At 71.9% G+C, this 26,636-nt stretch carries 27 protein-coding genes; 18 read left to right on the plus strand and 9 right to left on the minus strand.

The window, feature by feature from the left end; translation table 11 throughout:
* Positions 1-81: 81 nt before the first annotated feature.
* From Q0818_RS13270 to msrB, 3 genes are all read right to left on the minus strand, one after another.
* The gene (locus tag Q0818_RS13270) at positions 82-1,317 is read right to left on the minus strand and encodes an NAD(P)/FAD-dependent oxidoreductase (protein WP_298875655.1); all 1,236 of its coding nucleotides are present in this window, start codon (positions 1,315-1,317) and stop codon (positions 82-84) included.
* Between the two features lie 194 nt (positions 1,318-1,511).
* The gene (msrA, locus tag Q0818_RS13275) at positions 1,512-2,066 is read right to left on the minus strand and encodes a peptide-methionine (S)-S-oxide reductase MsrA (protein WP_298875657.1); all 555 of its coding nucleotides are present in this window, start codon (positions 2,064-2,066) and stop codon (positions 1,512-1,514) included.
* A 38-nt stretch (positions 2,067-2,104) separates the two neighbouring features.
* Positions 2,105-2,563, minus strand: a complete 459-nt coding sequence (gene msrB / locus Q0818_RS13280; protein ID WP_298875660.1) for a peptide-methionine (R)-S-oxide reductase MsrB — start codon at positions 2,561-2,563, stop codon at positions 2,105-2,107.
* 191 nt (positions 2,564-2,754) lie between these two features.
* Between msrB and Q0818_RS13285 the strand changes: the two genes are divergently transcribed.
* The gene (locus Q0818_RS13285) at positions 2,755-3,582 is read left to right on the plus strand and encodes an SDR family NAD(P)-dependent oxidoreductase (RefSeq protein WP_298875663.1); all 828 of its coding nucleotides are present in this window, start codon (positions 2,755-2,757) and stop codon (positions 3,580-3,582) included.
* A 127-nt stretch (positions 3,583-3,709) separates the two neighbouring features.
* Here the strand turns inward: Q0818_RS13285 and Q0818_RS13290 are convergent, their stop codons facing one another.
* Together Q0818_RS13290 and Q0818_RS13295 are read right to left on the minus strand one after the other, a co-directional pair.
* On the minus strand, positions 3,710-4,066 hold the full coding sequence (locus Q0818_RS13290; protein WP_298875665.1) for a hypothetical protein: 357 nt from the start codon (positions 4,064-4,066) through the stop codon (positions 3,710-3,712).
* Positions 4,053-4,487 carry a hypothetical protein gene (locus Q0818_RS13295; RefSeq protein ID WP_298875667.1) on the minus strand — a complete coding sequence of 145 codons (435 nt, stop codon included), beginning with the start codon at positions 4,485-4,487 and terminating at the stop codon, positions 4,053-4,055. Before Q0818_RS13295 ends, Q0818_RS13290 begins: the two co-directional genes overlap by 14 nt.
* Positions 4,488-4,670: 183 nt before the next feature.
* On the opposite strand from Q0818_RS13295, the gene Q0818_RS13300 reads away from it, so the two are divergent.
* The 5 genes from Q0818_RS13300 to Q0818_RS13320 all read left to right on the plus strand — a co-directional run bounded on the left by Q0818_RS13300 (position 4,671) and on the right by Q0818_RS13320 (position 8,695).
* Entirely contained in the window at positions 4,671-5,366 is a 696-nt protein-coding gene (locus Q0818_RS13300; protein WP_298875670.1) for a WYL domain-containing protein, read from the plus strand.
* 93 nt (positions 5,367-5,459) lie between these two features.
* Positions 5,460-5,834, plus strand: coding sequence for a VOC family protein (locus Q0818_RS13305; protein ID WP_298875675.1), 375 nt, complete (start codon positions 5,460-5,462; stop codon positions 5,832-5,834).
* Between the two features lie 115 nt (positions 5,835-5,949).
* Entirely contained in the window at positions 5,950-7,374 is a 1,425-nt protein-coding gene (locus Q0818_RS13310) for a ferric reductase-like transmembrane domain-containing protein (RefSeq protein ID WP_298875678.1), read from the plus strand.
* Between the two features lie 11 nt (positions 7,375-7,385).
* Positions 7,386-7,913 carry an FMN-binding protein gene (locus Q0818_RS13315; RefSeq protein ID WP_298875680.1) on the plus strand — a complete coding sequence of 176 codons (528 nt, stop codon included), beginning with the start codon at positions 7,386-7,388 and terminating at the stop codon, positions 7,911-7,913.
* Positions 7,910-8,695: an FAD:protein FMN transferase gene (locus Q0818_RS13320; RefSeq protein WP_298875682.1), complete on the plus strand. Its 786-nt coding sequence runs from the start codon at positions 7,910-7,912 to the stop codon at positions 8,693-8,695. Before Q0818_RS13315 ends, Q0818_RS13320 begins: the two co-directional genes overlap by 4 nt.
* Positions 8,696-8,739: 44 nt before the next feature.
* Here Q0818_RS13320 and Q0818_RS13325 read toward each other — a convergent pair whose 3' ends face one another.
* From Q0818_RS13325 to Q0818_RS13335, 3 genes are read right to left on the minus strand one after another with little or no spacing between them, the layout of a single operon-like run.
* Positions 8,740-9,726 (minus strand): HAMP domain-containing sensor histidine kinase, encoded by a 987-nt coding sequence (locus Q0818_RS13325; RefSeq protein WP_298875684.1) that lies wholly within the window; start codon positions 9,724-9,726, stop codon positions 8,740-8,742.
* On the minus strand, positions 9,723-10,400 hold the full coding sequence (locus Q0818_RS13330; protein ID WP_298875686.1) for a response regulator transcription factor: 678 nt from the start codon (positions 10,398-10,400) through the stop codon (positions 9,723-9,725). The genes Q0818_RS13325 and Q0818_RS13330 overlap by 4 nt, the downstream gene beginning before the upstream one ends.
* The gene (locus Q0818_RS13335) at positions 10,397-10,708 is read right to left on the minus strand and encodes a hypothetical protein (protein ID WP_298875688.1); all 312 of its coding nucleotides are present in this window, start codon (positions 10,706-10,708) and stop codon (positions 10,397-10,399) included. The genes Q0818_RS13330 and Q0818_RS13335 overlap by 4 nt, the downstream gene beginning before the upstream one ends.
* Before the next feature lie 167 nt (positions 10,709-10,875).
* Between Q0818_RS13335 and Q0818_RS13340 the strand changes: the two genes are divergently transcribed.
* The 10 genes from Q0818_RS13340 (at position 10,876) to Q0818_RS13385 (ending at position 22,985) form a co-directional block, all read left to right on the plus strand.
* Positions 10,876-11,859, plus strand: a complete 984-nt coding sequence (locus tag Q0818_RS13340; RefSeq protein WP_298875691.1) for a 3,4-dioxygenase subunit beta — start codon at positions 10,876-10,878, stop codon at positions 11,857-11,859.
* A gap of 24 nt (positions 11,860-11,883) precedes the next feature.
* Complete coding sequence (tatA, locus tag Q0818_RS13345) at positions 11,884-12,120, plus strand: twin-arginine translocase TatA/TatE family subunit (RefSeq protein ID WP_298875694.1); 237 nt, start codon at positions 11,884-11,886, stop codon at positions 12,118-12,120.
* Positions 12,117-12,935, plus strand: a complete 819-nt coding sequence (tatC, locus tag Q0818_RS13350) for a twin-arginine translocase subunit TatC (RefSeq protein WP_298875697.1) — start codon at positions 12,117-12,119, stop codon at positions 12,933-12,935. Before tatA ends, tatC begins: the two co-directional genes overlap by 4 nt.
* Positions 12,923-13,426: a Sec-independent protein translocase TatB gene (locus Q0818_RS13355; RefSeq protein WP_298875700.1), complete on the plus strand. Its 504-nt coding sequence runs from the start codon at positions 12,923-12,925 to the stop codon at positions 13,424-13,426. The genes tatC and Q0818_RS13355 overlap by 13 nt, the downstream gene beginning before the upstream one ends.
* Before the next feature lie 9 nt (positions 13,427-13,435).
* Positions 13,436-14,140, plus strand: a complete 705-nt coding sequence (locus Q0818_RS13360) for a CoA pyrophosphatase (RefSeq protein WP_298875703.1) — start codon at positions 13,436-13,438, stop codon at positions 14,138-14,140.
* A 63-nt stretch (positions 14,141-14,203) separates the two neighbouring features.
* Positions 14,204-15,883, plus strand: a complete 1,680-nt coding sequence (gene pgi / locus Q0818_RS13365; RefSeq protein ID WP_298875711.1) for a glucose-6-phosphate isomerase — start codon at positions 14,204-14,206, stop codon at positions 15,881-15,883.
* Between the two features lie 372 nt (positions 15,884-16,255).
* The gene (locus tag Q0818_RS13370) at positions 16,256-17,176 is read left to right on the plus strand and encodes a phospholipase (protein ID WP_298875714.1); all 921 of its coding nucleotides are present in this window, start codon (positions 16,256-16,258) and stop codon (positions 17,174-17,176) included.
* 90 nt (positions 17,177-17,266) lie between these two features.
* Positions 17,267-17,845, plus strand: coding sequence for a PadR family transcriptional regulator (locus Q0818_RS13375; RefSeq protein WP_298875717.1), 579 nt, complete (start codon positions 17,267-17,269; stop codon positions 17,843-17,845).
* A gap of 53 nt (positions 17,846-17,898) precedes the next feature.
* The gene (locus Q0818_RS13380) at positions 17,899-19,596 is read left to right on the plus strand and encodes an AarF/UbiB family protein (protein ID WP_298875720.1); all 1,698 of its coding nucleotides are present in this window, start codon (positions 17,899-17,901) and stop codon (positions 19,594-19,596) included.
* A gap of 389 nt (positions 19,597-19,985) precedes the next feature.
* Positions 19,986-22,985 carry a DEAD/DEAH box helicase family protein gene (locus Q0818_RS13385; RefSeq protein ID WP_298875722.1) on the plus strand — a complete coding sequence of 1,000 codons (3,000 nt, stop codon included), beginning with the start codon at positions 19,986-19,988 and terminating at the stop codon, positions 22,983-22,985.
* A gap of 28 nt (positions 22,986-23,013) precedes the next feature.
* Here the strand turns inward: Q0818_RS13385 and Q0818_RS13390 are convergent, their stop codons facing one another.
* Positions 23,014-23,955: a lytic transglycosylase domain-containing protein gene (locus Q0818_RS13390; RefSeq protein ID WP_366943172.1), complete on the minus strand. Its 942-nt coding sequence runs from the start codon at positions 23,953-23,955 to the stop codon at positions 23,014-23,016.
* Between the two features lie 538 nt (positions 23,956-24,493).
* Here Q0818_RS13390 and rpsA point away from each other — a divergent pair.
* Both rpsA and Q0818_RS13400 read left to right on the plus strand, forming a co-directional pair.
* Complete coding sequence (gene rpsA, locus Q0818_RS13395; protein ID WP_076675012.1) at positions 24,494-25,948, plus strand: 30S ribosomal protein S1; 1,455 nt, start codon at positions 24,494-24,496, stop codon at positions 25,946-25,948.
* 121 nt (positions 25,949-26,069) lie between these two features.
* Positions 26,070-26,243, plus strand: a complete 174-nt coding sequence (locus Q0818_RS13400) for a hypothetical protein (protein ID WP_298875734.1) — start codon at positions 26,070-26,072, stop codon at positions 26,241-26,243.
* Positions 26,244-26,636 lie beyond the last annotated feature (393 nt).

Here is a 26,636-nt window from a genome sequence, read left to right on the forward strand (position 1 = left end):
TCGTCGGGGCGGGAGATTCACGCCCCGAACGACGAAACCCGCCCCGAACGGCATCGCGTCGGGCCCGGCGGCGGCTACCGCTCAGCGCGAGAGATCTCGCAGCACCGCCTCCGCGGCGCGCTGCCCGGAGACGAGCGCGCCCTGGATCGACGCGGTGTCGCGATGGTCGCCCGCGACGTAACGGCCGTCGCCGACCCGCACCGGGCGTCGAAGGCGCAGCGGCGGATCCTGCGCCGGAAGGGCCCCGGCGATGTCGTCGCGCCGGATCAGGCGCCAGGAGCGGGTGTCGGTCTCCCACACCTCCGCGAGCTGCTGCCGCACGGCGGCTTCGGTCGCGCCCGCGGCCAGGAGGCAGGTCGCCTCGATCAGGTGCCGGCCCCGCGGGGCGTAGGTCGGAGCCGTGTTCGTCATCACGGCGGTGTTGACCACGGGTCCACGGCGGCGACCGTCGACGCGCAGGGCCCCGTCGGTCGTCGGGGCCTCATCGGCGGCGAACCACCACGTCTGCAGGCCGCGGGGACGCGGCAGCGGCACGTCGAGCGAGGGGTCCAACCCGGTGGCGACGATCACGGAGCGCGCGGTCACGGCATCCCGGCCCTCGATGCCCACGTGCCAGCCGTGCGCGCGCCGGCGGGTCGAGACCACCCGGTGCGACAGTCGGATGCCGGCTCCCGCCCGTCGGGCGGTGTCGGCGAGCTGCGCGGGGAGGGCGCCGATGCCGGCGGCCGGAACCCCGGGCGCGCCCAGGGCGAAGCTGCGGATCAGCAGTCGCACGAACGCGTCGGACGTCTCCTGCCGGTCATCGGCGAGCACCCCCGCGAGGAAGGGCTCCAGCACGGCGTCGCGGAGCGGACCGCGCAGGCCCGCGCGGTCCCAGGCCTCGTCGAGCGTCCGGTCGGGCCCCCGCTTCGCCGCCCGCGCCGACACGACGACAGGACCCGCCCATCGCAGGAGGGCGACGGCATCCGCGGGACGCACGAGACCGCTGGCGAGCGTGGCGGGCACCGAGGAGGGGTGCCGCAGCGGATGCGCGAGGCGAACAACCCGGTCGTCCACCCGCACGCCGACCGCCACGGGGAAGCGCCGCAACGCGAGCGCGGGCACATCGACCCAGCGCCGGATCGCGGGGTAGGCCGGGTTGAGCACGTGGAACCCGCGGTCGAGGCGGAAGCCGTCGACGACGTCGGTGCGCTCCCGCCCGCCCACGGCGTCGCCCGCCTCGAGCACGACGACGTCGCGCCCGGCCTCGGCGAGCCGGGTCGCGGCACGCAGCCCCGCCAGGCCCGCACCGACCACGATCACGTCGTACTCGCTCATGCTGCGAGCCTACGAAGGGCGTCGGCCCCGGCCCCCGGGGTTGCGGGCGCGGGGCCGCTGCGTCGAGTGTCCGCGACACGCCCCATCGGACCGGCGCCCGGCGGTGTGTTCCGGACGCCCGGCGGCGGGCCACGACGTGCGGGAACGGCAGAGGGCCCGGATGCCGTGCGGCGATCCGGGCCCTCGTCGTCGATCTATGCGGAGGCTTCCTCGCGCTTGGGCAGCACCCAACCGGGGCGCACGAAGTGGCACGTGTACCCGTTGGGGATGCGGATCAGGTAGTCCTGGTGCTCGGGCTCGGCCTCCCAGAAGGGCGCCTCGGGCTCGATGGTCGTGACGACCTTCGCGGGCCAGATGCCCGACGCGTCGACGTCGGCGATCGTGTCGCGCGCGACCTTCTCCTGCTCGGGGGAGAGCGGGAAGATCGCCGAGCGGTAGCTCGTTCCGATGTCGTTGCCCTGACGGTTCAGGGTCGACGGGTCGTGGATCTGGAAGAAGAACGCCAGGATGTCGCGATACGTCGTCTTCGAGGGATCGAACACGATCTCGACCGCCTCGGCGTGGCCGGGGTGGTTGCGGTAGGTCGCGTGGTCGTTCTGCCCGCCGGTGTACCCGACGCGGGTGTCGAGGACGCCGGGCTGGCGGCGGATGAGGTCTTCGACGCCCCAGAAGCAGCCGCCCGCGAGGACGGCGGTCTCGGTGCCGGGGCGGCGGGTGATCTCGCCGGAGTCGGAAGGTCCGCTGGTCATGCTGGTACTCCTTTTGCGGTTGCGGAAGGGGAAGAGGTTCACGAGGCGCGGCTTTCGCGGAACAGCGGGAGGTAGGCCCCGTAGCCCTGCTCTTCGAGCTCGTTCACGGGGACGAAGCGCATCGCGGCCGAGTTCATGCAGTATCTCAGCCCGCCGGCCTCGCGCGGGCCGTCGTCGAAGAGGTGCCCGAGGTGGCTGTCGGCTCCCGCGGAGCGCACCTCGGTGCGCGTCATCCAGAGCGAGCGGTCGGTCTTGTTCACGACGGCGGCGTCGTCGATCGGCTTGGTGAAGCTCGGCCAGCCCGAGCCGCTCTCGAACTTGTCGGTCGAGGAGAACAGGGGCTGCCCCGACACGACGTCGACGTAGATGCCGTCCTCATGGTTGTCCCAGTACTCGTTGCGGAACGGCGGTTCGGTGGCGTCGTCCTGCGTGACGGCGAACTGGCGGTCGGTGAGGCGGCTGAGCGCCTCCGACGTCTTCCGGTACTCCGTGCTCACGGTTCGTGTCCCTTCGTCATGACGACCGGTGCCGGCCGTCAGTGAAGAGAACGCCGATCGGGCCCGATTTGGTCCCGCCGGGCTGGGAGCGGCCTGTGAGTTCCGTGACCACCTCGGATGCCGAGGGCAAGCCCCGCCGCCGCGCCCGGGGCCGCGGTTAGCGTGGCTTCATCACGACCCAGGAGGTTTCCATGACCCGCACGATCGTCATCACCGGAGCGAGCGACGGCATCGGGGCCGCTTCGGCGAAGCAGCTCGCGCAGCTCGGCGAAGAGGTGGTCGTGGTGGGACGCAACCCCGACAAGACCGCTCGCGTCGCGCGCACGCTCGGAGCGGATTCGTTCGTCGCCGACTTCAGCGACCTGGGGCAGGTGCGCGAGCTCGCGGCATCCCTCCTCGAGAAATACCCGCGCATCGACGTGCTCGCCAACAACGCCGGGGGCGTGTTCGGCGAGCGCACGCTCACCGCGGACGGCTACGAGATGACCTTCCAGGTCAACCACCTCGCGCCGTTCCTGCTGACGAACCTCCTGCTCGAGCGGCTGATCGCCTCCGATGCTTCGGTGATCCAGACCTCGAGCGCCGCGGCGAAGCTCTTCCCCCGGTTCGACATCGACGACCTGCAGGGCGCTCGCCGCTATTCGTCGACGAGCGCGTACGGCAACGCCAAGCTCGCGAACGTGCTCTTCACGAAGGAACTGAACCGTCGCTTCGGCGATCAGGGTCTGTCGGCGGTGGCCTTCCACCCGGGGGTGATCGCGTCGAACTTCGGTGCCTCCAGCAACGGGCCGTGGAAGTTCCTGTACAGCGGGCCCATCGCCCAGCGTCTGATGACCTCGACCTCGGTGGGCGGCGCGCGCCTGACGTGGCTCGCGCTCGGCAAGCCCGGCGTCGACTGGACCCCCGGAGGCTTCTACTCGAACAACAAGCCCGCCGCGACCAACCGCATCGCCGATGACCCCCTGGTCGCGCGGCAGTTGTGGGAGCGCAGCGAAGTGCTGGTCGGCCTCGACGACTGATCAGCGCGTGCGGCGTCTGCGCGGTCTTCTCCGCAGAGATCGCTCCGAGGGCGAGTGCGAAGAATCGCTCGAGGCGCTCCCGGGCCGACGGAACCGTCAGCTGTCTCGATAGAGGCGGGTCCGCCCCTCACCCGCGGGGCGGATCAGGTGCGTCTTCCGGGTGGGCGGCAGGCCCGAGAAGAGCGCTCAGACGCGCGCGGATGACGGCTACGGCCTCCGTCCGGCTGCGGCCCGAGTGCGGTTGCTCCGCGAGCTCGATCGCGATCTCGGTCAAGAGCGCCGTTCCCAGGAAGAGATCGGCCCCGCCGGCGATGCGCAGATCTTCATCGGACGCGTGTCCGACCTGCAGCATCACCGCGGGAGACCCGAAGTGGCGCGCCACCTCGGCCCTTTTCTCGGCACTGACCTTCCAGAACGGGCGTTCCATCGCGACGCAGCGGTCGAGGATGTTCGACAGGAGTTCGTGCGCGTCACTCTTGGGCATCTGTCGTCCTTCCGCTCGACGAGTTCGGCGAAGCGGGTTCTCCCGCCGTGCGACGCCCGCTTGCGCGGTCCCACTCCCGTGACGTCCCCCGCAGAGAAGCGCAGAGATCGCCGGCGACGACGAGTTCGGCCGCGAGCCCCGCCGGCGCGTGCGGCGACATCACGACGTCGTCGGCGCCACCGGCGAGGGCCGCCTGCCACAGGGGCTCGTCGTATCCGCGAGGTTCGAGGGAGACCGAGCCGCCGCCGTGAAGGATCTGCACGACGACGAGGCCGGTGTCGCGTCCGTCCGAGTCCTTCTGCTCCGCGACGCGGACCCGGCTCACGATCGGGTGCCCCAGACCGATGAATTCCTGCACCCACTCCCGTAACTGCACGCGAGAACGGCGCGGAGGTGAGTCCTCGATGCGCTCGTGTTCCACGACGTCAGCTTACGCCGTAAGCGGATCTGGTCGGGGCGATGCCGAACCTCTCATCCCCGCCGACCGGGAGAGGCGACCGCGTCCCTCCACGCATGAAGAGCCGGTCGTGAGTCCGATCTGCGCGACCGTCTCGTGCAGGCGTCGCGGAGTGCTCGAGGTCAGGGGGCGTCCGATGATGGGGGAGTGAACCGCACGGATCGTCTCTATGGCTTGGTGGAAGAACTGCGGGCCGTCTCGCCGCGTCCGCGGAGTGCGCGGCGTCTCGCAGAACGGTTCGAGGTGTCGGTGCGCACCATCGAGCGAGACCTCGTGGCGCTGCAGCAGTCGGGTCTGCCGATCTGGGCGGAGCCCGGCCGCACAGGTGGGTACGTGATCGATGCGTCCGCGACGCTGGGGCCGGCGGGGTTCACGCTCGACGAGGCGCTGGCGGTGCTGATCGGGCTCGGCACCCTCGGGCGAAGCCCCTTCCGGCACTCCGCCCGCACCGCTGCCCGCAAGATGCTGGCGGTCCTGCCGGACGGCGAGGCGGCGCGCGCCAGCGCCCTCGCGTCCCGCGTGCATTTCCTCGAGGGTGAGGACGACGTCGCCGCCCCGCCCGAGTTCGCTGCGGCCCTGCGCGCCGATCGCGTCGTGCGCCTGCGCTACCAGGATGCCGGCGGCACGGAATCCGTCCGCGAGGTCGAGCCCCTCGGGTCCATCGGCAAGGAGGGACAGTGGTACCTCATCGCCTGGTGCCGCTTGCGGCACGGGGTGCGAGCCTTCCGGGGAGACCGGATGCTGACGATCGAGGTGACCGAGGAGCGACCCCCGCAGCGGGCACTGCGTGCCACCGACCTCGCGATCCCCTACGGACGGTTGCGGTCGGCGATCGAGGACTGAACGGGAGGGACTTCGCGAAACACCGACAGGACGGTGTCGCGCTCACCGGTGAGGCTGGAGCTCTCATCCCACCGACTCCGCCGAAGGAACCTCATGTCGTTCGCCTCCATCCGTATCGTCACCGATGACCTCGACGCCCTCGTCGCGTTCTACGAGCGGGTCACCGGTCAGCAGGCCGAACGGCCCGCCCCCGTCTTCGCGCAGTTCAGCGGCCCCGGCGCCACCCTCGCGATCGCGAGCACCGCCACGACCGCGATGCTCGACGGAGCCCTCGAACCCGCCGCGAACCGCTCCGTCTTCATCGAGTTCGCGGTCGCCGACGTCGACGCCGCGTTCGCAGCGCTGCAGTCACCCCGGCAGGACGTCGTCCTCGAACCGACCACGATGCCGTGGGGCAACCGATCGGCGCTCGTGCGCGACCCCGACGGGAACGTCGTGAACCTCTTCAGCGCGCCCGTGGAGAGCTGACGCCCGGCGCTCGGCGCCCGGGCATGCGCCGAAGAAAGCTACGCGTTCGCTATGCATCACCCCCGAGTGCCCCATTCTTGGAGCCGTCTGGGGAGCGCCCGGGCACGCTGAGCGCATGACCGCAGCCCCCGCCCTCGCCGCTCCGCCCGCCGCCGTTCCCGCGCGCCGCGCGGAGTGGCAGCGCTCGCAGGGCCGAGCCGCGTGGAACCTCGCCGCGATCGTCGCCGTCTGGGCGACGAGCCTCGTCGTCGTGGCCGTGTGGGTCGCGGGCGGAGAGGTGCAGTCGCTGGCGGCCGGGGGAGCGGACACGCTCAACGCCCTCGGTCGCGCCGCGGGTCTGGCATCCGCCAATCTGCTCTTCTACCAGGTGCTGCTGATGGCGCGCGTGCCGCTGTTCGAACGCGGCTTCGGGCGCGACGGCATCACCCGCATGCACCGGATCGTCGGCTTCTGGTCGTTCGCGCTCTTCTCGGCCCACATCGGGCTGCAGATCCTCGGCTACGCGGTGCAGGCGGGCATCAACCCGCTCGAACAGGCGTGGCAGTTCGTGTGGGATTACCCGGGCATGCTGCTGGCGACCGCGGGCACGGGTCTGCTGCTGCTCGTCGTGGTGACCTCGATGCGCAAAGCCCGCCGGCGCCTGCGGTACGAGTCCTGGCACCTGCTGCACCTGTACGGCTACCTCGGCGTCGGACTCGCGATCCCGCACATGCTGTGGACGGGTGCCGACTTCACCGTCTCGCCCGCCGCGACCTCGTACTGGTGGGCGATGTGGGGCGTCACGGTGGCGACAATCGTCGTCTTCCGGCTCGGGCTTCCGCTGGCGAGGTCGTTGCGCCACGGCATCCGCGTCGGCGCCGTCGAACGCGACGGCCGCAGCGGCGTCTCGGTGCGGATGACCGGACGCCGGATCGACGCGCTGAGGGCCCGCGGCGGACAGTTCTTCGTCTGGCGCTTCCTCGACGGCGCGGGCTGGACGCGCGGACACCCCTTCTCGCTCGCCACCGACCCCGCCGATGGCGAGCTCGTGATCTCGGCCCGCTTCGTCGGCGACGGCACCCACCGCCTCGCGACTCTGCGCCCCGGTACGCGGGTGCTCATCGAGGGGCCCTACGGCACGATGACCGCCGACGAACGCCGCGGCGGACACCTGCTCATGATCGGCGCCGGTGCGGGCGTCGCGCCCCTGGTCGCCATCCTCGAGGAGGCCGAGTGGGCGCCGGGGGAGGCGACGCTGATCGTGCGCGACCACACCGCCGACGACGCCCTGCGCGTCGGCGCCATCGACCGCCTCGTCCGCGAACGCGGGCTGCGCCACGCGCCGCTTCCCGGCCCCCGGGCCCGCACGACCTCGCCATGGCTGCCCGCCTCGCACGCGCAGTGGGCGGGGGCCGACCTCATCCGCTACGTCTCGCCGCTGCCCGCCGAGACCGACGTGTTCCTGTGCGGACCGCAGCCCTGGATGGATGCCGTGCGCACCGACCTCCGCCGCGCCGGCGTCCCCGCCGAGCGTGTCCACCTCGAAGCCTTCACCGTCTGAGGAGACCCGCGATGAAGAAGATCGTCTACGCCTTCATGGCGACCGTGACCGGGCTCGTGCTTCTGTTCAGCTACCGCACCTCGGTCGCGCCCGAATCCGCCGATGCGCTCGCGGAGGCCCCCTCGACGGGCGCCGTCTCCGGGGCGACGGCGGCTCCGCAGAGCACGACGAACACACCGAGTCCGTCGGCATCCGGACCCGCCTCGAGCGGGTCGTCGGGCGCGACCGCCACGGCTCCGCAGCCCTCGTCGAGCGGCCTCGCCGACGGCACCTACACCGGTCAGGCGGCGAACACGCGCTTCGGCCCGGTGCAGGTGCAGATCACCGTGTCGGGCGGGACGATCACCGACGTGCAGGTGCCGCAGTACCCCTCCGAGAACGGACGCGACCAGCAGATCAACGCGCGGGCGCTGCCGATCCTCGTGAAAGAGACGGTGCAGGCGCAGAGCGCCCAGGTCGACATGGTCTCGGGCGCCACCTACACCAGCACGGGCTACCGCACGTCGCTGCAGTCGGCTCTCGACCAGGCGCGGGGATGACCGGCGCGTTCACGGTCGTCGAGCCCGTGATGGGCACCGTCGCCTCGATCACCGTCGTCGGCGAGCGCACCGACCGGGTCGAGAGGGCGATCGCCGCGTGCGTGGCGCGCCTGCGCGACGACGAGAGGGTGTTCTCGACCTACCGCGACGACTCCGACGTGTCGCGGTTGCGCGACGAGGGCCTCGAACTCGGCGAGGTCGACGCGCGAGTGGCCGAGGTCGCGGCGCGGTGCCGCGATCTGCGCGAGCGCAGCGGCGGGCGCTTCGATGCCCACTGGCGCGGATGGTTCGACCCGACCGGCTTCGTCAAGGGATGGTCGACGGATGCCGCGACCCGGGCTTTCGACGGCCTCCTCGTCGACGGCGCGATCGAGGCGGTCGGCGTCAACGTGGGCGGTGACATGCGCCTGCGCACCGCTGCGACCAGCGACCACGTCTGGCGCATCGGCATCGCGCATCCGACCCATGAGCGCGAGCTGCTGGCCACCGTCGAGGTCGTCGACGGTGCCGTCGCCACCTCGGGCACGTCGGAGCGCGGCGCGCACCTCGTCGATCCGCGCACGGGCGCGCACATTCCCGGTCCCGTGAGCGCGACGGTCGTCGCCGACGACCTCACCACCGCCGATGCCTGGGCGACCGTGGCGGCCGTCGCCGGCATCCGCGACCTCGAATGGATGCCGATGGCCCCCGTGGCATCCGGGATCGTGTGGGAGCACGGACGCACCCGCCGCTTCGCGGGACGCGTCGAGGTGTCGGCGTTCCGCGACGCGGTCATCGGCTGAGCCCGGGCGCTTCGGCGATCCGCGACGAGCGGAGCTGAGCCCCGTCACCGGGTGCGGGGGAGGCGCAGGGCGAACACCGTGCCCGCGGGTGAGGTGCGCTCGACCTCGATGCTCCCGCCGTAGCGGGTCGCCGCCTCGCGCACGAGGGCCAAGCCCAGCCCGAAGCCCCGGCGCCGGCCCGATTCCGCCCCGCGCGCGAAGCGTTCGAAGATGCGGGGCAGATCGTCGTCGCGGATGCCGGTGCCGCCGTCCGCCACGCGGATGACGACGTCATGGTCGTCGGCGTCGGCGGTGATCGTCACGTCGGAGCCCGCGGGCGCGTGTCCGATCGCGTTGTCGATGAGGGCTGTGCACATGCGCACGACGGTGACCGCGGGTACTGCGACGGGCGCGCTCGTCAGCTCGCCGGGGCGCAGGCGCACACCCGCGTCGCTCGCGAGGGAGGCGAGGGCATCGGTCGCCGTCCGCACGCTGTCGTCGACCCGCGCGGTGCCCGTGTGCACCTGGCCCTCGGCGGTGAGCAGCATGTCGGCCAGCACGTCGTCCATGATCTGTGCGTCGCGCCGCAGCTGGTCGAGCGGCTCGTCGGCCGGCTCTCCGCGGTGCAGCCGACGCTGCACGATCTGGATGCGGCTGGTCAGGGCCGTCAGCGGGGTGCGCAACTCGTGGCTCGCGTCCGAGACGAACGCGCGCTGCCGACGCAGAGCCTCGTCGAGCGGGCGCACCGACCAGCGGGCCGCGGCCCAGCCGACGAGCCCGAGCACCACGACCCCGAGCACGCCCAGGCCGACGACCCAGGGCAGCACGTCGTCGAGATCGACGACGAAGCGGTCGCCGATTCCCGCGCCGCCCGTCCCCGCGCCGCCCGGGCCGCCGCGATGACCCCCGCCCTCGGTGCGGGCCTGCGTGACGAGGACGGCGATCAGGATGCCGACCCCCACGGCGACCGCGACGGCCGAGGCTCCCGCGACGAGCGCGCCGACGCGGAAGGCGGCGCGCTGCACGACCCGGCGGTCCTCGTCGGCGCTCACCGCTCGGCCCCCGCGCGATAACCGCGTCCGCGGACCGTCTCGACCAGGTCGGTCGCGGTCTTGCGGCGAAGGTAATGCACGTACGTGTCGACGGTGGTCACGGCATCCGGAGAGGAGAACACGGCACGGGCGATCTCCTCGCGCGAGAAGACGTGGTCGGGGCTGCGGGTGAGCAGCTCGAGCACGGCGTTCTCGGTCGAGGTGAGGGCGACGCGCTCACCGGAGGGACCGTAGACCACGGCCGTGTCGGGGAGGTGGGTCCAGTCGGCGACCGCCCGGCGACGCCCCTCGGCTCGGAACCCGCGCCGCAGCGCCCGCAGGCGCGCCAGCAGCTCGTCGAAGTCGAAGGGCTTCAGGAGGTAGTCGTTCGCTCCCGCGTCGAGCCCCTCGACGCGGTCGGCGACGGCGCCGAGGGCGGTGAGCATGAGCACGGGCGTGGTGATGTGTGCGGTGCGGAGGTCCCGCACGATCTCGGCTCCGTCGCGGCCGGGCAGGCGGCGATCGAGCAGGATCACCTCGAAGCTGTCGCGCAGGGCGCGATCGCGGCCCGCGGTGCCGTCGCTCTCGTGCACGACCTCGTAGACCTCGCCGAGCACCTCGATCGTCATCGCGGCGATCTCGGCGTCGTCCTCGACGTAGAGCAGGCGCGGCCGTGGCGTGGCGGCCCCGCTCACTGCACCCCCGCGCGCGGGGGGCTCACGTTCCACCCGAAGCGCTCGAGGGCGTCGAACAGGCGCCGGGCCTGCGCCCAGGCCACCGCACCCGAGACGTCGGAGTACACGTCGATCGCGAACGGCGGCGGATCGGCGAACTTGGGGATCTCGACCTCGGCCCACGCGTGCGGGGCGAGCCAGACGCGCGGGCTCATGGTGCCGGCCCCGTCCACACCCCCGTCGGCGGCGAAGGCGATCGCATCGAGGGCGTCGATCTTGGTGATCGGCATGTTCACCACGAGCGTCACGGCGTGCAGTTGTTCCGGCATCGCGATCCTCCCGCCCTCATCCTCACACGTCGACCGACGCCGCGGGGCGGGCGCCGTCGCCCTCCTCGCCCACGTTCATAGCCGGTCCACAGGATCGGTGAGGGGCCCGAGAGGGTCGTCCGCCCATGCTCGATCCATCGCCCCCGCCCCGACCGATGGAGGACACCATGAGCAGAATCCCCGAGACCGAGATGACCCCCGACGGCCCCGCCTACGAGGGCCGACTCCTCGACCGCGCCGACGAGCCCGTCGTGGATCAGGGTGCACCCTTCGACATCCGCACCCTCGTCTCGCGCCGCGGCATCCTGGGCCTCGTCGTGCTCGGCGCGGGAACCGCCACGCTCGCCGCGTGCGCCCCGTCCGCCTCGGGTACCGCGACGGCGACCGCGACCGCGTCGTCGACCCCGTCGGCAACCCCCACGGCGACCGCCTCGGCCAGCCCCACGGCGACCGCGTCGAGCGCGGCGGCAGCCCTGCCCTCGGGCGAGATCCCCGACGAGACCGCCGGCCCCTACCCGGGCGACGGGTCCAACGGCGCCGACGTCCTGGAGCAGTCCGGGATCGTCCGCAGCGATCTGCGCTCGAGCCTCGACGGTGGCGCGACGGCGGCGGGGACGCCGATGACCCTGAACCTCACCGTCTTCGACACCGCCAACGGCGACGTGCCCATGACCGGCGCGGCCGTGTACGTCTGGCACTGCGACACCGAGGGCAACTACTCCATGTACTCCTCGGGCATCGAGAACGAGACGTACCTCCGCGGCGTGCAGGTCGTCGGATCGGACGGCGTCGTGTCGTTCACCTCGATCTTCCCCGGGTGCTACGACGGCCGGTGGCCGCACATCCACTTCGAGGTGTACCCGAGCGTGGATGCCATCACCGACGCCTCCAACGCGATCGCGACCTCGCAGGTCGCCCTCCCCGAGGAGACGTGCGGCGTCGTCTACGCCGACACGAGCCTGTACCCGTCCTCGGCGTCGAACCTCACGCGCGTCTCCCTCGACAGCGACAACGTCTTCGGCGACGACGGGGGAGCCCTCCAGCTCGCCACGACCTCGGGCGACAACACGACGGGTTGGACCGTCTCGCTCGGCGTCCGTGTCGACACCGCCACCACCCCGACCGCGGGCGCCGCCCCCGGCGGGCGCTGACCCGAATCGAAAGGACCCCTTCCCATGCTGCAGAACCTCACCGGCTGGCACGCCCTCATCGTGCTCGCCGTCATCGTCCTCATCTTCGGCGCCGCCAAGCTGCCGGCCCTGGCCCGCAGCCTCGGGCAGTCGGTGCGCATCCTCAAGACCGAGGTCAGCGATTCCGGGGCCGAGACGGCGGCCGCCCCGATCGATCGCTCCGACGACCGTGCTCCGCTGACGACGGCCGTGCCCGTCGCCTCCCCGCCGAGCACGACATGACCACCGCCGTCGCCCCCGTCGCCGCGCCCGCTTCGACCGAGGCGCCGCGGTCGGCCCCCATGCCCGTCGCCGCGCACCTCGCCGAGGCGACCCGGCGTGCGGTGCGGGCGGCGGCGGCCGTCGCCGTCTGCGCCGTCGTCGGCTGGTTCCTGTACGAACCGGTGATGGACCTGGTCCGGGCCCCGATCGCGCAGATCGCGGCCGATCGCCAGGCGAGCCTCAACTTCGACAGCGTCACCGGAGCCTTCGACCTCCACCTCCGGGTCGCCCTGGTGGCGGGGTTCGTGCTGTCGAGCCCGGTCTGGCTCTATGAGCTGTTCGCCTTCGTGCTCCCCGGCCTCACCCGGCGCGAGCGCCGCTACGTGCTGGGCTCGGTGGAGGCCGCGGCTCCGCTGTTCGCCGCGGGATGCGCGACCGGCCTGCTGCTCTTCCCCCACATGGTGGCGGTGCTCGCGGGGTTCGCCTCGAGCGAGGATTCCACGATCCTCGACGCCGGCGCCTACATCGACTTCATCCTGAAGATCGTCGTGGCCACCGGCGTCGCCTTCGTGCTGCCCGTCGTCCTCGTCGTGCTGAATCTGGCAGGGATGCTGCCCGCACGCACCCTCGCCCGCAGCTGGCGGTACGCGGTCGTCGCGATCGTGCTCTTCAGCGCTCTCGCCACCCCCTCGGCCGACGTGATGTCGATGTTCCTGGTGGCGGCCCCCATGGCCGCCCTCTTCGCCACCGCGCTCGCCATCGCCGCCCTGCACGATCGCGCCCTCGCCCGGGCCGCGACGACTCCGATCGCCGAGGAGGCATCGTGTTCGGTCTGACCTTCGAGAAACTCCTGCTCGTCGGGCTCATCGCCGCCGTCGTCATCGGCCCGCACCGGCTCCCCGGGGTCGTCGCGCGGTTCGCGTCGCTGCTCGGAGGGCTCCGACGCGCGGTCGACACCGCCCGCGAGCGCGCCGCGATCGAGCTCGGCGTCCCCGTCGACGCGACCGAATGGCGGGCGCTCGACCCCCGGCGGTACGACCCGCGCCGCATCATCGCCGAGGCCCTCGCGGCGCCGGCCGTCACGGCATCCGCCCCGGTCGACGACCCCGAGGTCGAGACCGATCCGATCGCGTCGACGGCACCGGATGCCGCGGGCACGGCCGCCCCCTCCCTCCCGGCGCCGTCGAGCGTGCCGATGCGTCGCATCCGGGTCGGGACGTCGGCCCACCCGCGGTGGATCGAGGTCCCCGTCGACGACCCCTCCGAGGGTGACGTCGCGAGCCCGTCCGCGCGCGAGGAGACCGTGCGGGTCCCCGTCACGACATAGCCTCGACGCATGCCCTCGCCCCGCGCCCAGCTCGAAGCCCTGCTCGCGCGGGGCCCGGGAGACATCTCGCCGGCCCTGCGGGCGCTGCCCGTCGACGGCGAGGCCCGGGCCGCCGCCGTGCTCATCCTGTTCGGTGTGCTCGACGGCATCCCGAGCAGGCGTCGCGCGGCCCACGTGCCGAGCGACCTCGACGTGCTCCTGCTCGCCCGCGCGAGCACGCTGCGCGCGCACCCGGGCCAGGTCGCGTTCCCGGGCGGCCGCGTCGATCCGGACGACGAGGATGCCGTGGCTGCGGCGCTGCGCGAAGCGTGCGAGGAGACGGGTCTCGATCCCTCGGGCGTCGAGGTGCTGGGGACGCTCCCGGCCGTGCCCCTGGCGTTCTCCCGGCACGAGGTGACGCCGGTGCTGGGCTGGTGGGCGAGGCCGACCTCCGTTCGCGCCGTGGATCGGGCCGAATCGGCCGCGGTGTTCCGCGCCCCGGTCGCCGATCTGCTCGACCCGGCGCGCCGCGGCTCGACCGTGATCCGTCGCGACGGGCGGGAGTGGCGCGGCCCCGCGTTCGCCCTCGAGACGGACGGCGGTCCGCAGACCGTGTGGGGCTTCACCGCGATGGTGCTCGACGGGCTGTTCGACCGCCTCGGGTGGACCGAGACCTGGGATGCCGCGCGCGAGATCGCGCTGCCCACCCTTCCTCCCCACCCGCCCACGTCGTAGCGCTTTCCCCCGCATTCGTCATCCGCGGTGTGCGGCGTCGCCCGGGTCGCTAGCGTGGGATCCGTGACTGCGCCTATCGACCCCACCACCACCGCCGCCTGGTCCCGCCTCTCCGCTCTGCGCGACGAGTTCCAGCCCGATCTGCGCGGCTGGTTCGCCGCCGACGACGATCGGGCCCGCACCCTGTCGCGCACGATGGGCGATATGCACGTCGACCTGTCGAAGAACCTCGTCACCCCCGACGTGCTCGACGCTCTGCTGTCGCTGGCCGACGAGACCGGCGTGCGCGAGCGCTTCGCCGACATGCTGCGCGGGGCGCACCTGAACACCAGCGAAGACCGCGCCGTGCTGCACACGGCCCTCCGTCGCCCCGCCGGCGCGGAGCCCGCCCTCGTCGTCGACGGGCAGCAGGTCGACCACGACGTGCACGAGGTGCTCGACCGCCTCAGCGACTTCGCCGACCGCGTGCGGTCGGGACAGTGGCGCGGGGTCACGGGCAAGAAGGTCACCCACGTGGTCAACATCGGTATCGGGGGCAGCGACCTCGGCCCGGTCATGGTCTACGAAGCCCTGCTTCCCTATGCCGACGCGGGGATCCACGCGCGGTTCGTCTCCAACATCGACCCGACCGACCTCGCGCAGAAGACCGCCGATCTCGACCCCGAGACGACCCTGTTCATCGTGGCGAGCAAGACGTTCACCACCCTCGAGACGCTCACCAACGCGCGTCTCGCGCGCGACTGGCTGTGGGAGAAGCTCGCGGCGACCGGCGCCATCGACGACACGGATGCCGCCCGCACCGACGCCGTCGCCCACCACTTCGTCGCGGTGTCCACGGCGCTCGACAAGGTCGCCGCCTTCGGGATCGACCCCGCCAACGCCTTCGGGTTCTGGGACTGGGTGGGCGGACGCTACTCCGTCGACTCCGCGATCGGGCTGTCCCTCGCGATCGCTCTGGGTCCCGACACCTTCCGCGAGCTCCTCGCGGGGTTCCACCTCGTCGACGAGCACGTGGCATCCACGCCTCTCGCCGAGAACGTCCCGGTCCTCATGGGCCTGCTCAACGTCTGGTACACGAACTTCCTCGGTGCGCAGTCGCACGCCGTGCTGCCGTACGCCCAGCAGCTGCACCGCTTCGCGGCCTACCTGCAGCAGCTCACGATGGAGTCGAACGGCAAGTCGGTGCGGTGGGACGGCTCGCCGGTCACGACCGACACCGGCGAGGTGTTCTGGGGCGAGCCGGGCACCAACGGTCAGCACGCGTTCTACCAGCTCATCCACCAGGGCACGCGCCTGATCCCCGCCGACTTCATCGCCTTCGTCAACCCCGCGTACCCGCTCGCCGACGACGGCCGCGACGTGCACGGATTGTTCCTGGCGAACTTCCTGGCGCAGACCAAGGCGCTCGCGTTCGGCAAGACGGCCGAAGAGGTCGAGGCCGAGGGCACCACGGGTGCTCTCGTCGCCGCGCGCACGTTCCCGGGCAACCGGCCCACCACGTCGATCTTCGCGCCGTCGCTGACTCCCTCGGTGCTGGGGCAGCTCATCGCGCTGTACGAGCACATCGTCTTCACGCAGGGCACGATCTGGGGCATCAACTCCTTCGACCAGTGGGGCGTCGAGCTCGGCAAGCAGCTCGCGCTGCAGATCGCGCCGGCGATCGAGGGCGACGACGAGGCGCTCGCGGGGCAGGACGCCTCGACCCGCGCCCTGCTCGACTACTACCGCGCCCACCGGAGCTGACACCGCCGGCGACCCTCCGAGCGGGCCGTTTCAGGAAGTTTCTCGCGACTTTCCGGGGCGGCCCGCTCGGCGTATCCGGTGACCGCGCTCCTCGATCCGATCGGCACGGTTCCGGACGCCTCGGCAGCGAGGAGAAAAAGCCCGATCAGGCTGTGAAAGAGATTCACTGGATCGCGCAGGCGGCGGCGCGGTCGATGGGGGAGTGCCGGAGGGGTCCAGGGTGGCCCAGGAAAAGCCGCGCTCCCACGGACCGTTCAGGTAACGAAGAGATAACGCTCAGAACAGGCACCCACACTCGGGGACTTGTGTCGACCCGACGACACGAGATCGCGCTCGATCCCGACGAGCGTGCCCCCGACGAAAGTTCTCTCCTTGCTGCGTTCCGATCTGAAGCTCGTCCACGTCAACCGCGCCCGCCGCACCCTCGTCACCGCCGCCACGTGCGCCGGTCTCGCCCTCGGCCTGGTCGCCACGACCGGGCTCGCGGCGGCCGCGCCCGTGTCGCTGCCGGATGCGTCGGCCTCGTCGTTCGCGTCGCCCGGCACGGCGCTCCCGGTGTCCTCCGCGCCGACGCTCGACGCCGTCACCACGGGCGCCGACACGGCTCTCGGTGAGGCGCAGGCGGCCCTCGCCGGCGCCGACGCCGTGCAGGCCGACGTCGCCGCGACCGGCCTGCCGTTGTCGATCGGTGACGCCACGGTCGACACCGCCGCGCTCAGCGACGCCGTCGACCGGCTCGACTCCCGCGACCTCCTGCCCGTGCTGCTCGTGCCGGCGCTGAGCCAGAACGCGCAGGCCGAGGCCGACCGCGTCAGCGCGCGGGTCGCCGAGGTGCGCACGAGCCTCGACCAGGCCAAGGCCGAGAAGGCCGCTGCCGATGCGGCGGCCGCGGCCGCTGCCGAGGCGCAGCGTCAGGCCGAAGCCGCGGCCGCCGCGGAGGCGCAGCGTCAGCAGGAGGCCGCCGAGGCCCTCGCCCGCGTGAACACCCCCGACGGCGCCAAGGCCTACGCGGCGCAGCTCGCCGCGGAGAGGTACGGGTGGGGGAGCGACCAGTTCTCGTGCCTGTCGTCGCTGTGGACCAAGGAGTCCGGCTGGGACTACCAGGCCTACAACGACAATGGCGGGGCCACCGGCATCCCGCAGGCTCTGCCCGGAAGCAAGATGGCGAGCTTCGGCGCCGACTGGCAGACCAACGCGGCGACGCAGATCGCCTGGGGGCTCGACTACATCTCCCGTGGCTACGGCACGCCCTGCAGCGCGTGGAGCCACTCGCAGGCCGTCAACTGGTACTGAGAATCCTCCCTGCGACCGCCCCGACAGCGCCTCAGCGATATATCGTTATGTATCGCTGACTCAGATCGGGTCCGCGCGAAGGAGGTCGTCATGAGTGGTTCATTCCTGGGAGACGCGTTCGGCGGACGCGGCGGCAACAACGCCCCCGGCTGGCCGATGTCCAACATCCTCGAGGGTCTCGAGCAGCTGCGCTCGCAGTTCGAGCAGAAGACCAGCTCGTCGCCGCGCATGAACAAGGGCGACGTGCGCTCCGCCGTGCTGTCGCTGCTGCTCGAGCAGCCGATGCACGGCTACCAGATCATCCGCGAGATCGAAGACCGCAGCGGCGGGTCGTGGAAGCCGAGCCCCGGCTCGGTGTACCCCACCCTGCAGCTGCTCACCGACGAGGGACTCGTTCAGTCCGAGGAGTCGAACGGGCGCAAGACCTACTCGCTCACCCCCGAGGGTCGTGCGGCAGCCGGCGACGAGACGACCGAGCGCACGGCGCCCTGGGAGTCGGCCACGTCCCGCGACAGCGGACGCATGACCGCGCTGCCCAAGGCCGGCGTGGAGCTCGCCCAGGCGGCGGCGCAGGTCGCGCGCACGGGTGACAAGGAGCAGGTCGCGCAAGCGGTCGAGATCCTCGACGAGGCTCGCCGTAAGCTCTACTCCATCCTCGCCCAGGGCTGAGGCTTGCCCGAGCTCGACGCGTGCGGGGCGCACGTCGGCATCCAGGAGGATCGATGACCGACGACGCCCTCATGAAGGCCCGCTATCGCCGCATCACGCGCTTCGCTGCGCGCTACCTCGTGCAGGCGTGGTGGTACGAGCTGTTCCTGCCGCGGTTCGGCCTCGGGTGGATCTCCGCCCGGGGCCGCACCCGTCGGCTGCAGCGCATCGCCCAGCGCTTCCACGTGCTCGCGGTCGACCTCGGCGGCCTCATGATCAAGGTCGGTCAGTTCATGTCGTCGCGCCTGGACGTCCTTCCCCCTGAGATCACGAAAGAGCTCGAGGGCCTGCAGGACGAGGTGCCCGCGGTCCCGTTCGCGCAGATGCGCGTGCGCGCCGAGAGCGAGCTCGGGATGCCGCTCGAGCGGGCGTTCGCGTCCGTCGACGAACGACCTCTCGCGGCGGCGTCGCTGGGTCAAGCCCATCGCGCCGTGCTGACCGAGTCGCTCGCTGAGGAGACGGGGCTGAGCGCCGTCGTCCTGAAGATCCAGCGCCCCGGCATCGACCGCATCGTCGACGTCGATCTGCGGGCCCTGCGCAAGGTCGGCGTGTGGCTCAGCAGGGTCGCCCTCGTGCGCGACCGGGTCGACATGCCCTCGCTGGTCGAGGAGTTCGCCGTGACGAGCCTCGAGGAGATCGACTACCTCCACGAGGCCGCCAACTCCGAGCGATTCGCCGCGGACTTCGGTGGCGAAGACGGGGTCGCCGTGCCCGAGGTCGTGTGGGAGCGCACGACGCGCCGCGTGCTCACCCTGCAGGACGTCACCGCGATCAAGATCAACGACGTCGACGCTCTGCGCGCCGCGGGGATCGACCCGTCCGAGGTCGCCGCCCGTTTCGCCGCGGTGATGTTCGACCAGCTCTTCGACGACGGCTTCTTCCACGCCGACCCGCACCCGGGCAACGTCTTCGTCACCCCGACCGGCGGTACGGCGTCGGACGGCACCCCGGCCTGGCGCTTCACCTTCATCGACTTCGGCATGATGGGCGAGGTCCCGCCGGGACTGCGTCGCGGCCTCCGCCGCGTGCTCATCGCCGCGGCCTCGCGCGACGGCAAGGGGCTCGTCGACGGCATCCGCGACGTGGGCGTGCTGCTCCCCTCCGCCGATACGGTGCAGCTCGAGCGCGCGATGACGCAGCTGTTCTCGCGTTTCGGGGGCATGGGCTTCGCCGAGCTGCAGGAGGTCGACCCTCGCGAGTTCCGCGCTTTCGCGATCGAGTTCGGCGACGTCGTGCGCGCGCTGCCCTTCCAGCTCCCCGAGAACTTCCTGCTGATCGTGCGCGCCATGTCGCTCACGAGCGGCATGTGCAGCGCCCTCGATCCCGCCTTCAACATCTGGGATGCCGTCGAGCCCTACGCCCAGCGCCTGATCCGCGAGGAGAGCGGTAACACGGTGCAGGCGTTCGCTCGCGAGGTGGGGGCGGTCGCCGGAGTCACCGCGCGTCTCCCGCGCCGCATCGACAACCTCATCGAGCGGTTCGATGACGGCTCCGTGTCGGTGCAGACGCCCCGCATCGAGCGCCGCGTGCGCGATCTCGAGCGCATGGTGCGACGGGTGGTCTCGGCGGTGCTGTTCACGGGGCTCCTCATCGGCGGCATCCTGTTGCAGGCCGAGCAGGCCGTGTTCGGCACGCTGCTGATGATCGCGTCGATCGCCCCGCTCTCGCACGCGCTGCTCGCGGGCGTCATCGCGCGCCGGAACGGGCTCTGATCCGGGCGGTCACCGCCCGTCGATGATCGACTGACGCCCGCGAAGGCGAAGACGAGGGGCACGAGGGAGAGACCGCCGCGGACGCGACCCACGCGAGGCGACCCACCACGGCACCGAGTCCGGTCTGCGGCGTCCCGGCGCCGGCCGTCCGCGGCGACGAGCGGGGCGCGGCGGACGCCGTCCCCTCGCGTCGCGTGTGCGTGCGAGCCGCTCGACGGCGCCCTGGCCGGCAACCCGCCCGTCGACGTACCGCTCGGACTTGCCCCGACGCGGCCAGCGCTGCGGCCACCTCGGCGGCGGGCGCGTCGAGCCGGCGCACATCCACGAGCAGCTCTCCCCGGGGGTGTCGGAGCGCCGCCTGACGACGGGCCTCTCCCTAGACTGGCGCGGTGTCGACCGAACCGCGCCGTCCTCTGTCGGCGTGGCGCTTCGACGGTACGCTCCGCTCCTACCAGGCCGATGCCCTCGACCGCGTCGACGTCGACGCCGGTGGGCCGGTGCACCTCGTGGCCCCTCCCGGGTCAGGAAAGACGCTGCTCGGACTCCTCCTCGCCGCGCGCCGCGGTCGTCGGACGGTCGTGTTCGCCCCCACCACGGCCATCCGCGCCCAGTGGGTCGCCGCCGCACGTGCCCTCGCGCACGACGAGACGGCGGTGTCCGACGACCCGACGCGGCCGGCCGCCCTCACGGCGCTGACGTATCAGGTGCTCAGCGTCCTCGACACCGATCAGCCGTTCGCGGCTCTCGCCCGTGCACGATGGGCGCAAGAGCTCGTCGCCGACGACCGCACGGCCCAGCAGGCGGACGAGTGGCTCGACGATCTGCGCGAGAGCAATCCCGCGGCGTACCGTCGCGGCATCCGTTCCCGGTCGCGGTCCGTGCGGCGCTCCCTCGCCCGTCAGGATGCCGCTGCCCTGACGGCGGCGCTGCACCCGCGCGCCCGCGAGCTCATGGAGCGCCTGGTCGAGGCCGGCGTCGAGACGATCGTGCTCGACGAGTGCCACCATCTGCTCGATCACTGGGCCCTCGTCGTGGCGGCGCTCGTCGCCCGGATCCGCGCCGCGGGGCGGGAGCCCCTCGTCATCGGTCTCACCGCCACGCTCCCTTCGCCCGACGACGCGGACGAGTACGACAACTACGTCTCGCTGCTCGGCGAGGTCGACCTCGAGGTCCCCATCCCCGCGGTGGTGCGCGAGGGCGATCTGGCGCCCTACCGCGAGCTCGTGCACGCGGTCGAACCGACCGACGATGAGCGCGCGTTCCTCTCGTCGCACGCCGCGGCCCTCGACGAGGCGCTGCGTACGACCTTCTCGGTCGGCGAGGGACGCGCGTTCCTCCGCGACGCGCTGCAGCCGCCTGCGCCGATCCCGTCCTCCGACGATCCGCTCGTCCCTCCCGACGCCTTCGCGGCGCCGGTCCCGGCGTCCGCGGCGCCCGACGACCCGCTCGTCCCTCCCGTCGCGCCGACCTCCACGCTCGCGATCTCCCCGGAGATCGACCGGCGTCTCGCCGCGGCGTTCTCGGCGGACTTCGCGCGAGCCGAGGCCGCCGCCGCGATGCTCTCGGTCGTCGCCCCCGACGATCCCCTCGTCGAGCGGCTCCCGGCGGTCGCCCGCCGCAGCCCCACCACCGACGAGACCCTGCGCCTGCTCGGCCGTTACGCCCTCGACCGGGTGTTCCCCGACCCCGACCGCGCGGCTGACTGGAGGCGCCTGCGCCGCCTCCTCGCCGATTTCGGCTACGCCCTCACCGACCGCGGCGTGCGGCGCACGCGCGATCCGATCGACACGGTGCTCGCCTCCTCTCTGGCCAAGGATCGGGGCGCGTGCGACATCCTCGCCGCCGAGCGGGCTCAGCTCGGCGATCGCCTGCGCGCGCTGGTGATGACCGACTACGTGACGCACGGCAACGTCCACGGGGGTCTGCTCGGATCCGCGGGCGCGGTGCGCACGTTCTCGATCGTCGCGACGGATGCCGGCACCTCGGTGCTGCGGTCCATCCTCGTCACCTCCTCCACGGTGCGCCTGGCCGCCGGGCACGCCGCCGAGATCCTGCCCGCCCTCGAGCGCGAGCTCGGCGTCCCGCTCGACACGGCCCCCTGCCCCGACGACCCGTTCTCGGTCGAGGTGCGCGGAGCGGCCGGTTCGGGCGTCGTGGGAGCGGTGTCGCGCCTGCTCATCGCGGGCCTGGTCGAGGTGGTCGTGGGCACACGCGGTCTGTTCGGCGAGGGCTGGGACTGCCCCTCCGTCAACACGCTCGTCGACCTCACGGCGGTCGCCACCGCCTCGGCCACGCAGCAGGTGCGCGGACGCACCCTGCGTCTCGATCCGCGCTGGCCCGAGAAAGTCGCGCACAACTGGACCGTGACGGCGCTCCTGCCGCCGACGTCTCCTCTCGCGGCGCAACCGGATGCCGCCCGCCTCCGCCGCAAGCACGACCGGTTGTGGGGTCTCGACGCCGACGGCTCCGGACAGATCGTGCGCGGTCTCGACGCGGCTCTCGGCCGTGACCAGCGGGCGGCGCTCGACGCGGTGCTCGCGAAGGACCCCGCCTCGTCCGTGACCGCGATCGGCTCGCTCGTCGACATGCCATCGCGCGCCGACATCCGCGCCGCCTGGCGGATCGGCACCGCGTACGTCGACAGTGAAGAGGTCTCCGCGCGTGTCGAACGTCCTCGCCGCGCCCCGGTCTTCTCGACCTCCGTCGTCGCCTCCCGGGCGTTGGGGCGGTGGCTGGGCGCATCCATCGCGGTCCCCGGCGCGGCCGTGGTGCTGGCGTTCTTCCTGCCCACGGCGGTGGGCGCGCCCCTCGGGCTGGTCGGCGCCGTGGCCGGGACACTCCTGTCCGTGTCGTTCGCCGCCGCGTGGTCGCGGACCAGACGGCAGCGTCGCGACGCCCCCGCCACGTTCACGCGCATCGCGAAGGTGGTCTGGAACGCCCTGTCCGAGAGTGGGCGGGTCGCCCCGCGCCCCGCGTCACCGACGGTGGAAGTTGCTCCGCCGGACGCCGACGGCATCCGCATCGACATCCGGATGCCCCGTGCCGCACCGGTCGACCAGCAGACCTTCGCCACCGCGATCGAGCAGCTGTGCGGACCGATCCGCTCGCCGCGCTTCGTGTTGGACGTCGGCGGCGGGGGAGGCCCGTGGTGGGTCCGGCGGGTCCTGGAGCGGGCCGGCCGGGGACGACCGCGCCAGTTCCTCGCGGTCCCCGAGGCGATCGGGCGCCGCCGCGACGACGCCGTCCGGTTCCACGGGGCGTGGCAGGCGCACGTCGGCCCGGCCGTCCTTCACGAGGTGTCGGGGCCGGAGTCCCTCGCCCTGATGAGCGAAGCGCGCCGCGCCGGAGGACTCTCCGGCGCGACGCGCTCGATGGTGCAGTGGCGGTGACCGGCTCGCGAGCCGGTCACCGGTCGGATCAGTACCAGCCGACCGACTGCGAGTGGCCCCAGGCGCCGCAGGGGCTGCCGTAGCGGCCCGAGATGTATCCGAGACCCCACGCGATCTGCGTGCCGGCGTTGGACGCCCAGTCGGCACCGGCCGACGACATCTTGCTTCCGGGGAGAGCCTGGGGGATGCCGAAGGCGCCGCTGCCGGAGTTGTAGGCCTGGTAGTTCCAGCCCGACTCCTTGTTCCAGAGCGAGACGAGGCACGAGAACTGGTCATCGCCCCAGCCGTAGCCGGCGAGCATGCCGCGCGCGGTCGCCTGAGCCCCGCCGGGGCTGTTGTCGCCCGAACCGCCGCCCGACGCCGGGGGAGTCCAGGTGGAGCCGCCGCTGCCGCTGCTGCCGGAGCTGCTGGAACTGCTGGAGCTGCTGCTGGATGCGGCCTCTTCGGCGGCGGCCTTCTCCGCGGCGGCCTTCGCCGCAGCGGCTGCCTCCGCCTCCTGGCGCGCCTTCTCGGCGGCCTCCTCCTCGGCCTTCTTCGCCACGGCGGCGTCGAGACCCCCGCGCAGCTCGGCGACGCGCTGGTCGACGGCAGCGGTGGCCGCGGTCACGTCATCGGCGAGGTTCGGAAGGAAGGTGTCGGGGAGAGCGGATGCCGCCTCGAGACGCTCGGTGGCCTTCTCCAGCGCCGAGGTGTCGACGACGGCGGGCTGGCCGATGTCGAGGCCCGAGGAGGCGATGTCGTTCTGCACCGAGGCGACGGCCTGCATCGAGGTGGATGCGGCGGTGGTCGCGGCGCGTGCCTCCTGGACTTCGGGGCCGCGCGCGGCGGAGAGGGCGGTCGGGGTGGTCGCCGACGCGAGCGAGAACGTCGCGGTCGACAGGTCGGCCGGAGAGGCCGTGGCGGCCGGCACCGTGCCGGTGAGGGCCGCTGCCGCGACGACGCAGAGCACCAGGGCGCTCGCGGTCGTCACGGGACGACGACGGGAGCGGCGGGCGGCTTGGCGACGGGAGCGACGGTTGGTCAGGGACGTCGAATCAGAGCGCATAGAACCGGTTTCACGTGAGGGAGGGCGGTGCGGGTGTCACCGTCCGACCCGCGTTCGGCGGGCACGAAACCCGGAGCCTGGCACGCCAATCTGGACGGGACCTGGGCGCAGAGCGTTCCGGGCTCGCGCGAAAAGCGCCGATCCGAGGCGAATCGTCGGCGGTCCGGGCCGCTCGGGCGCGCGTCTCGCGTGGTCGGCCGACGCCCCGGGGGCGTCGTCGTTCAGGGATGGTCGCCCCGGCCGTCTGCGCTGTGGCGATGGCGTGCGCTAGACTGGAGTGTCACTCGTGGGGCTCTGTCCGTTCTTCGGTCGGGCCCGTGACATCGCACGAACACATCCGCTTCGCTTCGACTCGTGGCATGCGTTCGCCCTCGGGCGTCCGGATGCCGACGGCCCCGGTCCGCCGGACCGACGGGCGCAGGAGCCGGAGCCCGACACCCACCCAACTAGGACAACCCACTACATGACTACCGCAACGACCGCTCCCGCTACCAAGCAGGTCGCGATCAACGACATCGGCTCCGCCGAAGACTTCCTGGCCGCAGTCGAGAAGACGCTCAAGTTCTTCAACGACGGCGACCTCATCGAGGGCACCGTGGTCAAGATCGACCGCGACGAGGTCCTCCTCGACGTCGGTTACAAGACCGAGGGCGTCATCCCCTCCCGCGAGCTCTCGATCAAGCACGACGTCGACCCCAACGAGGTCGTCAACGTCGGCGACCACGTCGAGGCCCTCGTTCTCCAGAAGGAGGACAAGGAAGGCCGCCTCATCCTGTCCAAGAAGCGCGCGCAGTACGAGCGTGCGTGGGGCGACGTCGAAAAGATCAAGGAGAACGACGGTGTTGTCACCGGTTCCGTGATCGAGGTCGTCAAGGGTGGCCTCATCGTCGACATCGGCCTCCGCGGCTTCCTTCCGGCGTCGCTCATCGAGCTGCGTCGCGTCCGCGACCTGACGCCGTACCTCGGCCAGGAGATCGAGGCCAAGATCCTCGAGCTCGACAAGAACCGCAACAACGTCGTGCTCTCGCGCCGCGCCCTGCTCGAGCAGACGCAGTCCGAGTCGCGCACCACGTTCCTCAACAACCTCCACAAGGGCCAGGTCCGCAAGGGCACGGTCTCGTCGATCGTCAACTTCGGTGCGTTCGTCGACCTGGGCGGCGTCGACGGTCTCGTCCACGTCTCCGAGCTCTCGTGGAAGCACATCGAGCACGCCTCCGAGGTCGTCGAGGTGGGCCAGGAGGTCACCGTCGAGATCCTCGAGGTCGACCTCGACCGTGAGCGCGTGTCGCTCTCGCTCAAGGCGACGCAGGAAGACCCGTGGCAGGTGTTCGCCCGTACCCACGCGATCGGCCAGATCGCTCCGGGCAAGGTCACCAAGCTCGTTCCGTTCGGTGCGTTCGTCCGCGTGGCGGATGGCATCGAGGGCCTCGTGCACATCTCCGAGCTGTCGGGCAAGCACGTCGAGCTCGCCGAGCAGGTCGTGTCGGTTGGCGAAGAGGTCTTCGTCAAGATCATCGACATCGACCTCGAGCGTCGCCGCATCTCGCTGTCGCTCAAGCAGGCCAACGAGTCGGTCGACCCCAACGGCACCGAGTTCGACCCGGCGCTGTACGGCATGGCCACCGAGTACGACGAGCGTGGCGAGTACAAGTACCCCGAGGGCTTCGACCCCGAGTCGGGTGCCTGGCTCGAGGGCTTCGACGCTCAGCGCGAGCAGTGGGAGCAGGAGTACGCCGCTGCCCAGGGTCGCTGGGAGGCCCACAAGGCTGCCGTCGCCAAGGCTCTCGAGGCCGAGGCGGCCAACCCGACGGACTCCGGTTCGTTCGGCGGATCCTTCTCGTCGGAGTCGCCCGCCCAGGGCACCCTCGCCGACGACGAGTCGCTGGCTGCGCTTCGCGAGAAGCTCTCCGGTCGCTGATCCGTCCCGCATCGAAGGCCGGTACCCCTCGGGGTGCCGGCCTTCGGTCGTTGCGGAGGGAGCTTCGGGCGCCGACCGCAAGCCCCGGTCGTGATGCGGCCGAAGGCGGCAGGATGGCGTCATGGCTTCTCGACTCCCGCTTCTCATCACCCTCGCCGGCGTCGCCGTGCTTTTCCTCGCGATCCTCTTCGTGTTCGCCCTCGTCATCGGCGCGATGTTCTTCGGCGGCATCGAGTTCACCGGTGGATCGATGGATGCCGAGGCCGCCCCGATCGCCCTTCTCCTCGCCGCCTGAGTGCGGGGAGCTTCCAGGACCGTCGCGCCCGCACGCGAGGCGGGTTTCGTGGTTTCTCCTGATGAATCGGCGAAAACGGAGGAGCGACACGCCCGGGTCGCCCTGTCGATTCGACGGCACGTTCGTTCCGGCGTAACTTATTACTTGTTCGCCCCACAGGGGAGAGCGGAGCGGCCGAAAGGCCCCGCGTCCTCTCAAGCGGTGAGCATCCCCGAAACCCCACTGAATGGTGTAAGGTTTTGGTTCTGGCCAACGTGCCGGTTCCCGAGGTCGATCTCTACGTGAGGTCCCACTGCGGTTCCGGGTGCGAGGGTCGGTGAAGGTAGTGAACTGCCTCACGGGTAGGTCGAGATGACTGTTTCTGTGGGTGCGTCCGTTCCTTGAGAACTCAAC

Origin of the sequence: uncultured Microbacterium sp., from assembly GCF_947489255.1 — a bacterium.
Classification (GTDB): domain Bacteria; phylum Actinomycetota; class Actinomycetes; order Actinomycetales; family Microbacteriaceae; genus Microbacterium; species Microbacterium phycohabitans.

Excerpts from the sequence above, each read along its gene's own strand:
- Q0818_RS13335 (WP_298875688.1), bottom strand. The coding sequence starts at position 10,708 with ATGCCGGAACAACTGCACGCCGTGACGCTCGTGGTGAACATGCCGATC.
- Q0818_RS13320 (WP_298875682.1), top strand. The coding sequence starts at position 7,910 with ATGACCGGCGCGTTCACGGTCGTCGAGCCCGTGATGGGCACCGTCGCC.
- Q0818_RS13315 (WP_298875680.1), top strand. The coding sequence starts at position 7,386 with ATGAAGAAGATCGTCTACGCCTTCATGGCGACCGTGACCGGGCTCGTG.
- Q0818_RS13270 (WP_298875655.1), bottom strand. The coding sequence starts at position 1,317 with ATGAGCGAGTACGACGTGATCGTGGTCGGTGCGGGCCTGGCGGGGCTG.
- Q0818_RS13285 (WP_298875663.1), top strand. The coding sequence starts at position 2,755 with ATGACCCGCACGATCGTCATCACCGGAGCGAGCGACGGCATCGGGGCC.
- Q0818_RS13400 (WP_298875734.1), top strand. The coding sequence starts at position 26,070 with ATGGCTTCTCGACTCCCGCTTCTCATCACCCTCGCCGGCGTCGCCGTG.
- Q0818_RS13290 (WP_298875665.1), bottom strand. The coding sequence starts at position 4,066 with ATGCCCAAGAGTGACGCGCACGAACTCCTGTCGAACATCCTCGACCGC.
- msrA (WP_298875657.1), bottom strand. The coding sequence starts at position 2,066 with ATGACCAGCGGACCTTCCGACTCCGGCGAGATCACCCGCCGCCCCGGC.
- Q0818_RS13310 (WP_298875678.1), top strand. The coding sequence starts at position 5,950 with ATGACCGCAGCCCCCGCCCTCGCCGCTCCGCCCGCCGCCGTTCCCGCG.
- tatC (WP_298875697.1), top strand. The coding sequence starts at position 12,117 with ATGACCACCGCCGTCGCCCCCGTCGCCGCGCCCGCTTCGACCGAGGCG.
- Q0818_RS13380 (WP_298875720.1), top strand. The coding sequence starts at position 17,899 with ATGACCGACGACGCCCTCATGAAGGCCCGCTATCGCCGCATCACGCGC.
- rpsA (WP_076675012.1), top strand. The coding sequence starts at position 24,494 with ATGACTACCGCAACGACCGCTCCCGCTACCAAGCAGGTCGCGATCAAC.
- Q0818_RS13305 (WP_298875675.1), top strand. The coding sequence starts at position 5,460 with ATGTCGTTCGCCTCCATCCGTATCGTCACCGATGACCTCGACGCCCTC.
- Q0818_RS13360 (WP_298875703.1), top strand. The coding sequence starts at position 13,436 with ATGCCCTCGCCCCGCGCCCAGCTCGAAGCCCTGCTCGCGCGGGGCCCG.
- tatA (WP_298875694.1), top strand. The coding sequence starts at position 11,884 with ATGCTGCAGAACCTCACCGGCTGGCACGCCCTCATCGTGCTCGCCGTC.
- Q0818_RS13340 (WP_298875691.1), top strand. The coding sequence starts at position 10,876 with ATGAGCAGAATCCCCGAGACCGAGATGACCCCCGACGGCCCCGCCTAC.
- Q0818_RS13375 (WP_298875717.1), top strand. The coding sequence starts at position 17,267 with ATGAGTGGTTCATTCCTGGGAGACGCGTTCGGCGGACGCGGCGGCAAC.